The sequence below is a fragment of the Crateriforma spongiae genome, assembly GCF_012290005.1.
Classification (GTDB): domain Bacteria; phylum Planctomycetota; class Planctomycetia; order Pirellulales; family Pirellulaceae; genus Crateriforma; species Crateriforma spongiae.
This window is the reverse complement of record NZ_JAAXMS010000005.1, coordinates 38,855-52,410: the sequence shown is the minus strand read 5'-3', so window position 1 is coordinate 52,410 and position 13,556 is coordinate 38,855. Positions and strand designations below refer to the sequence as shown.

At 57.9% G+C, this 13,556-nt stretch carries 11 protein-coding genes; 3 read left to right on the top strand and 8 right to left on the bottom strand.

Annotation, left to right across the window (positions count from 1 at the left end; all coding sequences use genetic code 11):
• Window positions 1–3 precede the first annotated feature (3 nt).
• The 4 genes from HFP54_RS14320 to rsmG form a co-directional block, all read right to left on the bottom strand.
• Window positions 4–3,147 carry a PSD1 and planctomycete cytochrome C domain-containing protein gene (locus HFP54_RS14320; RefSeq protein WP_168565671.1) on the bottom strand — a complete coding sequence of 1,048 codons (3,144 nt, stop codon included), beginning with the start codon at window positions 3,145–3,147 and terminating at the stop codon, window positions 4–6.
• A 200-nt stretch (window positions 3,148–3,347) separates the two neighbouring features.
• Window positions 3,348–5,291, bottom strand: coding sequence for a sulfate adenylyltransferase subunit CysN (gene cysN, locus HFP54_RS14315; protein ID WP_168565670.1), 1,944 nt, complete (start codon window positions 5,289–5,291; stop codon window positions 3,348–3,350).
• Window positions 5,292–5,434: 143 nt separating this feature from the next.
• Window positions 5,435–6,346: a sulfate adenylyltransferase subunit CysD gene (gene cysD, locus HFP54_RS14310; protein WP_146413033.1), complete on the bottom strand. Its 912-nt coding sequence runs from the start codon at window positions 6,344–6,346 to the stop codon at window positions 5,435–5,437.
• A gap of 182 nt (window positions 6,347–6,528) precedes the next feature.
• Window positions 6,529–7,182, bottom strand: a complete 654-nt coding sequence (rsmG, locus tag HFP54_RS14305; RefSeq protein WP_146413032.1) for a 16S rRNA (guanine(527)-N(7))-methyltransferase RsmG — start codon at window positions 7,180–7,182, stop codon at window positions 6,529–6,531.
• A gap of 139 nt (window positions 7,183–7,321) precedes the next feature.
• Here rsmG and HFP54_RS14300 point away from each other — a divergent pair, with 139 nt between their 5' ends.
• Entirely contained in the window at window positions 7,322–7,741 is a 420-nt protein-coding gene (locus tag HFP54_RS14300; RefSeq protein ID WP_146413031.1) for a gamma-glutamylcyclotransferase family protein, read from the top strand.
• Between the two features lie 146 nt (window positions 7,742–7,887).
• On the opposite strand, the gene HFP54_RS14295 is transcribed toward HFP54_RS14300, so the two are convergent.
• Entirely contained in the window at window positions 7,888–8,952 is a 1,065-nt protein-coding gene (locus tag HFP54_RS14295) for a helix-turn-helix transcriptional regulator (RefSeq protein ID WP_168565669.1), read from the bottom strand.
• 298 nt (window positions 8,953–9,250) lie between these two features.
• The gene (locus HFP54_RS14290; protein ID WP_146413029.1) at window positions 9,251–9,685 is read right to left on the bottom strand and encodes a hypothetical protein; all 435 of its coding nucleotides are present in this window, start codon (window positions 9,683–9,685) and stop codon (window positions 9,251–9,253) included.
• A gap of 317 nt (window positions 9,686–10,002) precedes the next feature.
• Here HFP54_RS14290 and HFP54_RS14285 point away from each other — a divergent pair, with 317 nt between their 5' ends.
• Entirely contained in the window at window positions 10,003–10,470 is a 468-nt protein-coding gene (locus tag HFP54_RS14285) for a hypothetical protein (RefSeq protein ID WP_146413028.1), read from the top strand.
• Here the strand turns inward: HFP54_RS14285 and HFP54_RS14280 are convergent.
• Together HFP54_RS14280 and HFP54_RS14275 are read right to left on the bottom strand one after the other, a co-directional pair.
• Window positions 10,368–11,648, bottom strand: a complete 1,281-nt coding sequence (locus HFP54_RS14280) for a M48 family metalloprotease (protein WP_168565668.1) — start codon at window positions 11,646–11,648, stop codon at window positions 10,368–10,370. The genes HFP54_RS14285 and HFP54_RS14280 overlap by 103 nt on opposite strands.
• Before the next feature lie 301 nt (window positions 11,649–11,949).
• Entirely contained in the window at window positions 11,950–12,561 is a 612-nt protein-coding gene (locus tag HFP54_RS14275; RefSeq protein ID WP_168565954.1) for a hypothetical protein, read from the bottom strand.
• A gap of 413 nt (window positions 12,562–12,974) precedes the next feature.
• Here HFP54_RS14275 and HFP54_RS14270 point away from each other — a divergent pair, with 413 nt between their 5' ends.
• Window positions 12,975–13,550, top strand: coding sequence for a dCTP deaminase (locus HFP54_RS14270; protein WP_145299699.1), 576 nt, complete (start codon window positions 12,975–12,977; stop codon window positions 13,548–13,550).
• Window positions 13,551–13,556: the final 6 nt, after the last annotated feature.

The following is a 13,556-nucleotide window of genomic DNA, read 5'->3' as shown; positions in this document are numbered from 1 at the left end:
GACTTATTGCCGTGAAATCGTCTCGTCCAAGTTCAACATCACGCGACACGTCAAAACCCAGGCCGCCAAGTCAGAATCTTCGACCGGAATGGCCGAAAAAGCTTTTGGGATCGCGGCAAGCAAGGGGGCCGTATCGACTTGCCCGTCATTGATGCGTTCGCGTTGACGATTCAAGAAGGACAACAATACATTTCGCTCGGTCGGTTCGGGTCGGCGTCCGGTACATCGCAGGAAAGCCAAATCCATCGCCGATGGGTCGTCATCGCGACGTAGCAAAACGTCCGCCGCCATTGCCGCCGCACACTCAAACGCCATCGGTTCGTTCAACGAGGTCAACGCTTGCAGCGGAGTGTTGGATCGACTGCGGCGAACGCACGACGTGTTTCCGGGCACCGCATCAAAGGCTTCCAGCATCGGGTAGGGGACGCTGCGGAAGCGGAACGTGTACAAACCACGGCGGTATCGATCACCGCCGACCGCATCGTCCCAAACTTTGGGCCCGTAACTGACCGGCGGCAAAAATAGGAACTCGGGTGCCGGTGGCGTGACACTGGGGCCGCCGACACGACGATCAAGCAATCCCGCGGCCGCCAACGTGATGTCACGAACTGTTTCGGCCGGCGCGCGAAAGCGTGCACCTCGAGCCAGCAAGCGGTTGTACGGGTCTTCGGCCAACATGTCATCGGCGGCCACCGACGATTGGCGATACGTTGCGGACGTCACGATCCGGCGATGCAGATGTTTTAAGCTCCATCCGTTGTCCATCAAATCCACCGCCAACCAATCCAACAATTTTGGATGCGACGGCGGTGAACTCTGCGACCCCAAGTCGTCGCTGGTTTCCACCAGTCCGACGCCAAAGTAGGCCTGCCAAATCCGATTGACGATCGAACGCGGAGTCGTCGGGCTATCACGGTCCACCAACCACCGGGCGAACTGCAACCGTGGCGGTTCATCGGACGGCTGCATCGCATGCAGGAACGAAGGAACATGTGGCTGCACCGGAGCCACCGGGCTAAGGAAGTCACCACGATCCAACAGCGACGTTAAACGCTGGCCCGGTCTTTCGGATAATGTTAATTGTGTGGTGCCGGCCGGATGCTGTGTCCACGCAGCATCGATCTCCTGCTGCCAAGATTCCAAATCTGTTTGTCGTCGCACCCAGGAACGGAACAATCGATCGTTCTGTTGGTCGCTTCGCTGCTTCGGTGGAAGATCCAAAATCGACTGGACATCGGGCGAAAGCGGTGACCGCGATGGAACGCTGTCTCCGGTGAACGAAAGCTTGAATCGGCCGACGTTGAACGTTTGGTTATCGTCACTGTTCCAGCCGCCGTGCCGCTGGGCTAGGTAAACGTGAATGATCGCGTGCTGACCCTCGGGCACTTCAATCGGTTCGGCCAAACGAAACCACGCGGATTGCGAGCGATTGGCCAGCGGAAACCCGAGGTCGTTGGACCATGCGGTGGTCAGATCGCCATCGATTGCAAAATCAACCGAACCAATGATGCGTTTGGTGTCTTTGCGGTTGTCATACCGCGGCTTCAGATCCGCTTCCGGCGTCGGGCGATCCGCCCAAGCCTCGGCGAACTTGACGGGAATGACTTTGTCAGGTGAACCCGAAAAAGCGACCTCCGCAGTCAATTCACTCAGCCCCCAGGTTCCTTCGACGCTGCGTCCGGGTCCGCCCCGCGGCAAATTCGGATCGGTCAGCATTTGGATCCGGATCCCGGACAACCGCGTGCCGTCATATCGAGCGGTCATCTTGGGCTTGAAGTTCGTCGGTGCGTATCCTTGGCAAAGATAAGATCCATCGTCCTGGGGCAAAAATTTCTGTCCGCCGATCGTCGAATCAAGGAACTCCAACGTCGGGGTTACCCATACGGGTTGGCGTTCCTTTTTCAGTTGTCTCTGCCAAGACCGGTGGTCGCGTTGCCATGTCGGCGTCACCCTGCGGATTTCCGCATACATATCGTCGACTTGCCGAACCACCCTTCGTCGCTGTTGGATCTCATCCGGTGTGTAAACGACGTGAAAGGCATCGTCAGTGTTGTTGATGAACGCCATCAAGCCGTAATACTCTTCATGGCTGATCGGGTCGTATTTATGGCTGTGGCACTGGGCACACTGGATCGTTAAACCCAAGACGGATTTCCCGATTGCGTCCATCCGGTCGAACATCGCTTCCATGCGAAACTGTTCGGGGTCCGCGCCGCCTTCTTCGTTGACCATCGAGTTTCGCAAGAACCCGGTTGCCACATGATCCGCCTGTGTCGCACCGGGCAGCAGGTCGCCGGCGATTTGACGAATGATGAAGTCGTCGTAGGGGCGGTCTTGGTTCAGCGAATCGACCACCCAATCACGATAGAACCAGACTTGTCGTGGCTTGTCTTTCTCGTACCCGTCCGAATCGGCATACCGTGCGGCGTCCAACCAAACCCGACTCCAACGTTCGCCATACGCGGGTGAATCCAACAAGCGATCCACCCAGCGATGATAGACCGCATCGGCGCTACCCGAATTTTCGTACTGTGACGTGAATTCGGCAATCTGTTCCGGGGTCGGGGGCAACCCGATCAAGTCCAACGACAACCGACGCAGCAACGTCGCCGGATCCGCAACGGGCGAAGGTTTCCTTCCGGCGGATTCGATCTTGGACAACACAAAATGGTCGATCGGATTTTTGACCCAACCAAGATCATGGACATTGGGAACAGGGTGTTGCACCGGAGCGGTGAATGCCCAGTGGCTTTCGAACGAGGCTCCGTCGGCCATCCAACGCCGCAACCGATCCACTTCCTTCGGGTCCAGACGTCGGCCGGATTCCGGCGGCGGCATCAACAGATCTGGATCATCACTGGTCACGCGAGCGATCAGTTCACTGTCATCCGGCGCATCGGTGTCCAAAACCCATGCGGCGTCATCGCCGATGTCCAAACGCAAATCGGCTTGGCGGGATTCCGGATCGGGTCCATGGCATTGAAAACAGTGTTCCGACAACAACGGCCGGATGTCGGTCGCAAAGTCGACACTGGAATCGGATGCGAAAAGCGGATCACCGTCAAAACCGCTGATCAACAACGGTACGGCGACCAGCCCGACGATTCGCAATCGCGTCGCGGCGCCGACAAGGGCGGGCAAAGGCATGAAACGTGAGGCGTTGGAGGTGGGGCATTCGGCGGGCAGTTAAACCGAAGCCCCAGTTTATCCCGCAGCATCGCGCCGAAGCAAATTTTGCTTCATCCCGCCCGCCATGCGACTCGCCCGCCAGCGGCCTGTGGGTTCGTCGCGATTGTCGATTCCGACATGCCTTTCGCCGCGTTGCCAAAGCCAGGTCCGGTGGACGTCTAGCCCTTGATGACGCCTTGATCGACCAACAAACCGATGACTTGGTCGGCACACTGTTCGACCGTTTGCTTGCTGGTGTCCAGCTTCAACGCGGGCGACTGCGGTTCTTCGTAGGTCGCGGTGACACCAGGGAAGTTCTTTAGTTCACCGGCATCGGCTTGAGCGTACTGGCCCTTGGTGTCGCGTTCCCGGCAAACTTCCACCGGTGTGTCGACGTGAACGACCAAGAAACGATCGGCGCCAATCAAGCCGGCAACCTTTTGGCGAACGTCTTCACTGGGGGCCACAAACGACGCGATGCAAATCAGACCGGCATCGTTGATGGCGTGGGCCAGGTGAGCACTGCGGCGAAGATTTTCGCTGCGGTCTTCGGCGGTGAACCCGAGATCCAAACTTAAGCCGCGACGCACGTGTTCGCCATCGATGACCGTGACCGCACGTCCCGCATCAAACAGTTTTCGTTCCACGGCTTTGGCGATCGCGGTCTTGCCGCTGCCGGTCAAGCCGGTCAGCAACACGGTGGCCGGTTTCTGGCCGTAGCGTGCCTGCCGTTCGTCGGGCGACACCACGGACAGTTCGTCTTGGCCTTCGCCGCGTGCGGATTCTTCATCCTCCCAAACGCTGCGTTGATCACCGGCGGAATCACGATCCAGGATCATCCCCGCAGCAATGGTCGCATTGCTGATTCGGTCGACGATGATGAACGCGCCGGTGCCACGGTTACGCGCGTAGGCATCGAAGTGAATCGGTGCGCTGAGCGAAATGGCGACGCGGCCGATTTCGTTCAAGTTCAGTGTCGGCGCCGGGTTCCGGTGCAACGTGTTGACGTCGACTTGGTACTTCAGCGAATCCACCGTCCCCGGAATGGTCTGCGTCGTATGTTTGAATAAATACGTCTGACCGGGCTTCATCGCTTTTTCGTTCATCCAAACCAGCATTGCATCAAAGCGGTCGCTGGTTTTGGGCAGATTGCCGGTGCGGACGATCATGTCGCCGCGACTGGCATCGATTTCGTCGTTCAGCGTCAGCGTGACCGACAGCGGTGCAAACGCTTCGTCCAGATCACCGTCGTAGGTCACGATGCTTTTGACGGTGCTGGTCTGTTTGCTGGGCAGCGACACCACTTCTTCGCCCACCCGGATCGTTCCCGAGGCGATCGTTCCACAGAACCCACGAAAGTCCAGATTGGGTCGATTGACGTATTGGACGGGGAAGCGGAAATCCTGCAGGTTTCGGTCGCTGCCGATGTAGACCGTTTCCAAGAAGTTCATCAACGTGCTGCCGCGATACCACGGCATGTTTTCGCTGGGGTCGACCAGGTTGTCGCCGTTCAGCGCGCTGATGGGAATGAAATGCAGATCGGGAAGATCCAACTTGGTTGCGAACCCGCGATAGTCGTCGCAGATCTTGTTGAATTTTTCTTCGCTGTGGTCAATCAAGTCCATCTTGTTGACCGCAATGACCACGTGCCGGATCCCCAATAACGACACGATAAAGCTGTGTCGTTTGGTTTGCGTCAGCACGCCGTGCCGGGCATCGATCAGAATCACGGCCAAGTCCGCGGTGCTGCCACCGGTGGCCATGTTTCGCGTGTATTGTTCGTGCCCGGGCGTATCGGCGATGATGAATTTCCGCTTCGCCGTGCTGAAATAGCGATAAGCGACATCGATCGTGATGCCCTGTTCGCGTTCGGCTTTCAAACCATCGGTCAACAACGCCGGGTCGAAACTGCCGCCGGTCGTCCCGACGATCTTGCTGTCTGCTTCGATTTGGGCCAGCTGATCCTCGTAAATCATCTTGCTGTCGTACAACAGCCGCCCGATCAGCGTGCTTTTGCCGTCATCCACACTGCCACACGTGATGAACCGCAGCAACTGTTTCTGTTCGTGCTGCTTCAGGTAAGCATCAATGTCGGTCGCGATCAGATCAGATTTATGGGACATGGATGTGAAAGGATTTTGAGGACAGTGTGCGAAAAGCGGTCAGCGAAAAAGCATTTGGAAACACGGGATCGTCCGATCCGTGCGATTGAAAACGGCCCGCATCGCCGCGACGTTTGGGTGCGGCGTGGGCCAACGTCGATGGGCTAGAAATATCCCCGACGTTTCTTTTCTTCCATGCCCGCACCGCCTTCGTCCTGGTCGATGATTCGGCCTTGGCGTTCGCTGGTCGTTGCCAGCAACATTTCTTGGATGACTTCGGGCAACGTGGTCGCTTCGCTTTCGACCGCGCCGGACAACGGGTAACAACCCAGGGTGCGGAACCGCACCATTTTGACTTCTTCCTTTTCACCGGGCAGCAGCGGCATACGATCGTCGTCACGCATCAACAACAGCCCGTCACGGTTGACGACGGGTCGTGGTGCCGACAAATACAGCGGCACGATGGGGATGTTTTCCAAGTGGATGTATTGCCAAACATCCAACTCCGTCCAATTGCTCATCGGGAACACGCGGATCGATTCGCCTTTGTTGACGCGTCCGTTGTACAGGTTCCACAATTCGGGACGTTGGTTCTTCGGATCCCAACGGTGCGACTTGTCGCGGAAGCTGAAGACGCGTTCTTTCGCGCGACTTTTTTCTTCGTCACGCCGTGCACCACCGAATGCGGCATCGAACTGGTACTTGTCCAGCGCCGCCTTCAGCGCGTCGGTCTTCATGATCTCGGTGTGACGTTCGCTGTCTTCCCACGGCGGGATGTTCAGCTTCAAACCTTCCTGGTTGGTATGCACCAGGACGTCCAATCCCAATTCTTTGCGAACGTAGTTTTCGCGAAAGTCGATCATGTCCTTGAACTTGTACGTCGTGTCGACGTGCAGCAAAGGAAACGGCAACTTTCCGGGATGGAATGCCTTCATGGCCAGATGCAGCAGCACCGCGCTGTCTTTGCCGATCGAATACAGCATCACCGGCTTGGAAAACTCGGCGACGACTTCGCGAAAAATATGAATACTTTCCGCTTCTAATTGCTTCAGGTGCGTCAGTCGATAATCGGTCATCAACCCGTCTGGTCCGATGAGGAAAACTGGCGATAAGTGACAAAGAGGGAAACCAGAACCACCCGGACTGTCATCCGGCCGGCATGAATCTCTGGTCAATACGGTGCCCCGAGGGCCACGTCGATCGTGGGATGCCGCGAGTATAGATCGAATGGTGCGACATCATAGGTCGCTATCGACCGTCAACCGAACCGGCCGGCGCGGTTGAGTTGCAAGATGACGCCTTCGTCTGGCCCGTCGGCGGCCAATGGATACGAAACGACGCGTCGCAATTCCAGACCTTTCATCAGCCCGTGATGTCGGGCTTCGCCCCGTTCGTCCACCCATTTGGGGCCTTTGATCAGCAAAAGCCGATCAACGTTGGTCCAATGCGGCTCGATCCATCGGCAAAACTTGGTCAAGCTGCCGACCGCGCGGGCGATGATCGTGGTGAATCGAAAATCTTCCAAAAGATGTTCGCCGCGGGCACCGTAAACCGTCACCGGCAGGTTCAAATCGGACACGATGTCGTCCAACACCTTCGCCCGCTTGCCCACCGATTCGGCCAATGACATCTGCAGATCAGGCCGCAAAATTGCGATCGGAATCCCCGGCACACCGTTACCGCTGCCGACGTCCAAGACCTCTTCATCGGCCTCCAGCAACGGTGCCAATTGCAAACAGTCCCTCAGATCACGCCCGACGAACAGGTCCCATGTGGTGTGTCGCGTCAGATTCAGTTTCTCATTCCATTGCCACACCAGTTGGGCGTAGTCCTGCAGCTGTTTCGCCTGCGCAGGATCCAGCTCGATCCCGTGCGAATCCAGGGCGGCGACGAAATCAGGTTCCAGCGACATACGTTTTGGTTCGAAATTGATACGATGGGCGACATAGGATTCAACGGAGGCCGCCGGTCAGGATTTTTCGACCCGGCCACCGAATCATGACCCGTCATGATGCGCGAACGATTCTTTCTTGCACAGCTGTCCGATTGCAATGTCTATCCCAGAATCTCCGAATGCCGTTTTTGTTTATGGAACCTTGAAGAAGGGGCAATGCCGCGAAAGCTGCTGGCCGCTTCAGCCTGAATCGATCCAGGATGCGTCGATCCGCGCCAACTTGTTTGACCGCGAAGACTATCCGGCACTCGGACAAGGCGAAAATACCGTTGTGGGCCAGCTTTGGACGTTCCAAGACGACGATATCGACAAGGTCATTCACGCCTTGGACAAGGTCGAAGGTGCGGAACAACCAGGGTCGCCCGACCTGTACCACCGCGTGATCGTCGAAGCCTATGACGACCAGGGCGGTTCGCTCGGATACGCCTACACGTACATGTACGCCAACGATCCGACCGAAGACGGATTCCAACCGATGACGCCCGACGCGTCAGGAAAAATCGAGTGGGTTCGCTAGGCGAAACCCCAGGTCCGTTCCGCCGGTCGAGCCCGCGATTTGGTTCCACGGCGTCGTGATCGACCGCCCATTTCGGTCCGATCGACCATTGCAACGACGAACGCGACGATCTACCGCGTCCACAGACGTCCAGGCCCCCAGTTTGCCTAAGTCCCCGCGGAATCGTCGCCTGATTCCCCGTCGTCTTGATACAGCCGGTGCATCTCTTTGACCGCAACGGCGACCGCTTCGCGAAATTCGGCCGGCCCCAATACTTCGGCATCCAACCCCAGCGACAACACCTTCGGCAAGACTTCCCGCGGGTGCGACGCGGGGACGGTCAGCAATGCCGCACCGTCGGCACGAGGTTCCAGCCGCTGTTCGGGGTGCCAAGGGTCTTCACGCACCCACGCAGCGGCCCGTTTGCCCAAGCGGATCTTCACGCTGGTCGGGTTTTCACCGGAGAAGATACCGATGCTTTTGCTGAGATGCTTGGAGATGTCGACCGATTCGTCGGGCGTGAAGTATTCGCTGAGCGCGACGGCGCTTTGAAAGCGATCGAGTTTCCAATTTCTCAGCCGTTGGCCGGTCGTTTGGTTGTCCGGATTGGGAATCCCCGATTCGACTGCGACGACGTAAATGCTGCCCTGATAAACCGCCAAACCATAAGGTTCCAGACGACGCTGTCGCACGGGATTGCCGACCGATGCGTATTCGATTTCCACGACACGGTGTTCGACAATCGCGCGGTTGATCGTCTTCAGAGTTCCGGCGTGTTCCTCGTAACTTTTGGCTGGCGAACCGAATACGTGCAGCGTCTTGCGATACCGCTGGTAGTGGTCATAAACGCCGTCGGGAACGGTCTCTTGCAACTTGTTCCAAAACGTTTCGATGCCACGCCAATACTGGGTGCCGATCAGCGGGTGCAGCAGTTCGCGGCCGATGGCCAACGCGATCATTTCGGTCGCCGACACGCCGACTTCGTGTACGGCGTTCTGGTTGAACTGGCCGATCTTGTAGACGCGGCCCCGATCCACCACTTCGCTTTGAATGGCAAATCCCGCCGCCTGCAGTGCTTCCAGATCACGTCGAACGGTGCGCGAATGCAGCTTGGTCAAACCAAGATCGGCGACCAAATCGTCGCGTAATTCGTCCAGCGTGCGGCCGAATCGCGAAATTTCCATCAGCTGCAACAGTTTGTGCTGACGGATCAATTGTTCGTTTCGCGCCATCGTTACTCCGTTGCGATTCGCACAGGTCTGACCCGCGTCGGCGCAGCGCAAATCCGTTGCACTGGGACACGATACGCTCGGACAAGGGTCGCCGATCATCGACCAGGATGATCAACGCTCCAAATGAAACAGCCATCGATCAACACGGCGGTCGATCCCGCGACGCGTTTGCACGCGCCCGAAAACAAATCGTCACCGACGGCTTTGGACGACGACGACGCCTTCGGCGTGGCCGAGATGCTGCGATCAACGGCTCTTCGACGTCGATTCAGCCAAATTCAATTCCGCCGAAGCGGAATCAGCCGACGTTCCAGGTTTCCTCGAACCACTTCTTGCGATTCGCCCGCGTGGGGCTGTAGTTCGCGTCCGGCTTGTACCGGCGGTTGGCCAAGAACAGCTTCATGGTTTTGAAGTGCACTTCGGCATGCTGAGCGATGATGTCGACCATCTCGCTTTCGGCCTTCCAGTCGTGCAGCAGTTTTTTGTCCTGCTCGAATTTCTGATCCAGGTATTCCGCGTTGGCCGAACTGGTGACGACGAAGTCACATTCGTGTTTGCACAGAAATCCCATCAGACGTCCGGCGACTTCGCGCGTCCGATACAGATCGTCGCCAACGGTCGACGAGACGATGTTCCAGACGGAGGCGAAACCGTGTTCGTCCAGACTGTCTTCGGAAACGACAAAATCATCGGCACCCGGGGGCGTGAAATCGTTTTCAGCTTCGTCGGTCATCTGCGAAATAGTGTTGGGGAAAAATCGCGAAATTGCTTGGTCAAAAATCCGTCTTTCTAAGCCGACCGGGCGTCGAAACCGTGGCATGCCGGGCGTCCAATCGACCGCCTTGAAGGTGTCGATCGACGGTGGCAATGTCGCGGGGGGCAACGGACGGGTGCCGGTCGGTGTGACGAAGTATTAGACTGTACCGACGTCATTTCGCCTAGACGCGGTCCCCATTTCCGGCCGCTTGCCGACGAATCCCAATGTGTCGGCGGCACCGACGTCCCGCCTACCCCCAACCGCTTGCCGACGCAAGGACGTAGAAGACTACCTTGAACACGCCGCCCCAGTTTCAAGCCCGCCAAGTCATGCAGTCACGACTGGTCACCATCATCGCGTTTGCCGTTGCGGCGGTGGTCATTTTGCTGACCATCACTTCGTTGCCTTCCCTGTCATCGGATCACTTGGGCGGTTCCATGTTGATGGCCCACATGGCCGCCAGCGGGGCATTGGTCTTCGGATTGCCTCTGCTGGCCGTCGTTGGCTTCAGCAAGATGGTCCATCCGACCACCAGCAACCGGCGTCAACGATTCGGGTTTTGGCTGGTGCTGATCACCGGCTGGGTGACGATCGCCACCGTCTTTGCATGCATGTTGCCGCTGTTTGGAACCGAGGCGATGCACGAATTGATGTGGATTCACGGCATCGCGGGATTCGCCATGGTCCCGGCCGTGGCCGTTTTATGCTTCGGGCTGGTGTGGATTCGCAAAGAATCCAACCGTTCATCCAATCCGGGATGAAGCCACGTGGCGCGACGCGTCGACGGATGATCGGCCGTGATTCGAGTCAGCGCGGCCGATAAAGACGCCCCCGCTTGTTCGATCGTACTCGGTACGCCAGGAACCTGGCCGCCAATCTGAGCGGCCAAGCGACACGCATACCGATCGGCGTCGCGTTCGGTCCGGTACGAAACGATTCGCAGAATCAAAACCGTGAACAGAATGCCCGCCGCGGTGCCCAAGGTGACGGCGTAATCGGATTGTCCCGCGATGCGGGTGACCAGCATTCCGGCCGCCCAGGCCGGCAAGACCGACAGCATCCGCAACGGGACGTGGCGTCGCCGAACGTGCGCCGCTTCATGCAGCACGACCATGGCAATCTGGTCATCGGGTAAACGATCCAACAAACGGTCGCTAACCAGCATCGTCCGCAACGGATCAAACATCCCCGCAACCATCGCATTGAACGCAGTGCCGCCGGTGTCCCATCGACGGACGGCCAACCGTTGCAAATGCACCGCACGCAAAATTTGGGTGACCCATTCTCGGCGGGTCGGGTCCATCGGTTCGGTTTTCAGACCACGACGAATGAACAGTGGCAAAGCGGTCACCACGACCAACACCACCGCCAGCGGCATCAGCCACTGGTTGACCGCGGGATCTGCCGAAACCCAGGACACCAGATCACAAAGCCCCATCAAGACCACGACCGGCAAGACCAGCCACGCCAGCCCCGTCCGCGTCAGTTGGCCGACATACCGCACGTGGCCGCGCCATCCGGTTTGGTCATACCCAAGAAGCGCACCGTAATAGTTTTCCGCTGAATACGTGGCCGCAATCATCAGCAATCCCGGCAACAACAACACGACCGCGCGCACCGCCATCGACTGTTCGGTTACCGCCACATCGTCCAAGATCCGCCCCAGGCCGAATCCGCCCAGACACAGAACAATTGCCGGAAGCGTCAACCAACGAAACATCGCCAATTGACGTTCCATCCAAGTGACTGCCTGCCAGCGATCCAGGTCGCCGGCGATGGCCTGACGGGCGATCAGTCGCACGCCGACATGACAAAGCAGTCCCCAGCCGCCGACTAAAGCCGCGGTTGCGGCAAACGGTTGCCAGGCCGAAACATGAATCGGCGGCAGCGTTCCGCATCCAAGCGAAATGATGACGACCAGAAAAAGCAATAGCGACAAAACAAGACTTCCGTCGGTTCGATAGTTGGCAAGCGGTGTCGTCCCAACGCCGGCCCCGATTGGCTGCCCGGCTGCAGTGCCGGAACAACCAAATGACGTTGCGGTGAAAGATCGCAGTTTAGATCACCGATCGCCGCCACCTGCCAATTCGCGAACGTAAAAGACGCTCTCAGCGTGGGCCAACGTCCGGGTTTGCCGACCGATCCGATCGTCCCGGTCGTTACGGTTCTTCTGCTGCGGCCGACACAGCCTCCACGGCTTCATCGTGGCCTTCCGGGCCGGGTGGAAGCCGATCATGCCGCTATTTGCGGATCACAATCTGGTCAAACTCGTTCAAATCATCGAACGATCCGATGCCGATGCGTCCCTTTCCAAACGTCTTGTCGACGACTGACAAGTGCGGCGATTGCATGTCGTCGAAGTAGACGTCGATCGAACCCTTGGTCGTGTCACGGACCAGCTTGACCGTATGCCAGTCGTCGTCCCAGGGAACGGTCTTTTCGTTTTCGGTCAGTGCCAAGCGATCCGCATCGTTGACGATCATGATTTGTCCGCTATGCGGATCCGGCTTGGCCCCCAAGTGGACGTAGTAAAAATGTTTGTTGTCTTGGTAATTAAAAAAGACGCAGCAATCGCGATGATTCCCGGTGTCTAGCGTGCTGCGGACGCGGAACGTGATTTCGAAATCGGCCAGTTCCAAATCTTTCACCAATGCGACATGCAGCGGGCTGCGATGCGGTGGTTCGTATTCGCTTTTGCGAGCCGTGATTTCCAAGGCGTGGTTGCTATCGGTTTCCGACAGTTTCCAGGTGCCGGGATCCAAGATCTCCCAACGATCGGTGCCGTCTTCGAAATCCTCTTCGAACACCGTTTCCGATGGTTCCCATGCCCTGGCAGGGCCACCGGCCAGCATCGCCAACGCGGCCATCACGCCGGTGATCCAAACGGCGGGGCGGGCGCACAGGCTGGGACGATTCCGATGACCGGTGTCAAACAATACAAAACGAACAGACGTCACGGCTGCGATTCCTGTGTGAGGTGATTTTGAGCGGTTAGGGGGGCCGGATCGTCCGGATGCCCCGCATTCTATCCCGAAGAACCACGGAAATGATTGACAGAGCGGTCACGTGCGACAGACAATCGGGGTCCAGGACGTTGGACATTGCGGCGAACGTGACGAAATCCAGGTCAATTCGCAACCCGCAGTGCGTCCCCCGGTGAATCTGGTCCGCTGTGCCACGGGGCCGTCCCGCCCGACGGATGTGCCCGAATCGGCCGGACCGCCGAAATCGTTCTTCCCTTCGCCTTTTACGACGCGGCCATCGCATGCTCCTTTCCAGCGAAGAAATCCTTCGGCGGCAAAATCACGATTTGACCATCTCGCCGTTCAATCCCAGCCGGTTGAATCCCAACAGCTATGATCTCAGCCTGCACAACGAGCTGTTGATCTACGAAGAAATCGTCTTGGATGCCGCGGCGCCGAATCGATACCGGCGGATCGAAATCCCCGCCGAAGGCCTGATTTTGCAGCCGAATTTTTTGTACCTGGGACGCACCGTCGAATACACCGAAACCCATCGCTTGGTGCCGATGGTGCGTGGCCGTGCGTCGCTCAGCCGGTTGGGGTTATTCGTTTGCCCGGGCGGCAGCCTGGGACATTGCGGGTACTGTGGCACTTGGACGTTGGAACTGCATTGCGTTCAACCGGTCAAGATTTATCCGGGCATGCAGGTGTGTCAGATCCTGTACGCCGAACTTGCCGGCCACTGTGAAGACTATTCCAGCGACAAACACCAAAACAGCCACGACATCCAACCCAGCCACCTGTACCGCGAATTGGGTTTTGATGACAGCGATGTTCAGATGGAATTGAACTTCGATTCAATCGTTGCCGACCGGTAGCCGCCG

Coding starts and splice junctions, on each gene's coding strand:
- HFP54_RS14320 (WP_168565671.1), bottom strand. CDS start 3,147: ATGCCTTTGCCCGCCCTTGTCGGCGCCGCGACGCGATTGCGAATCGTC.
- HFP54_RS14270 (WP_145299699.1), top strand. CDS start 12,975: ATGCTCCTTTCCAGCGAAGAAATCCTTCGGCGGCAAAATCACGATTTG.
- HFP54_RS14290 (WP_146413029.1), bottom strand. CDS start 9,685: ATGACCGACGAAGCTGAAAACGATTTCACGCCCCCGGGTGCCGATGAT.
- rsmG (WP_146413032.1), bottom strand. CDS start 7,182: ATGTCGCTGGAACCTGATTTCGTCGCCGCCCTGGATTCGCACGGGATC.
- cysN (WP_168565670.1), bottom strand. CDS start 5,291: ATGTCCCATAAATCTGATCTGATCGCGACCGACATTGATGCTTACCTG.
- HFP54_RS14295 (WP_168565669.1), bottom strand. CDS start 8,952: ATGGCGCGAAACGAACAATTGATCCGTCAGCACAAACTGTTGCAGCTG.
- cysD (WP_146413033.1), bottom strand. CDS start 6,346: ATGACCGATTATCGACTGACGCACCTGAAGCAATTAGAAGCGGAAAGT.
- HFP54_RS14275 (WP_168565954.1), bottom strand. CDS start 12,561: ATGCTGGCCGGTGGCCCTGCCAGGGCATGGGAACCATCGGAAACGGTG.
- HFP54_RS14300 (WP_146413031.1), top strand. CDS start 7,322: ATGTCTATCCCAGAATCTCCGAATGCCGTTTTTGTTTATGGAACCTTG.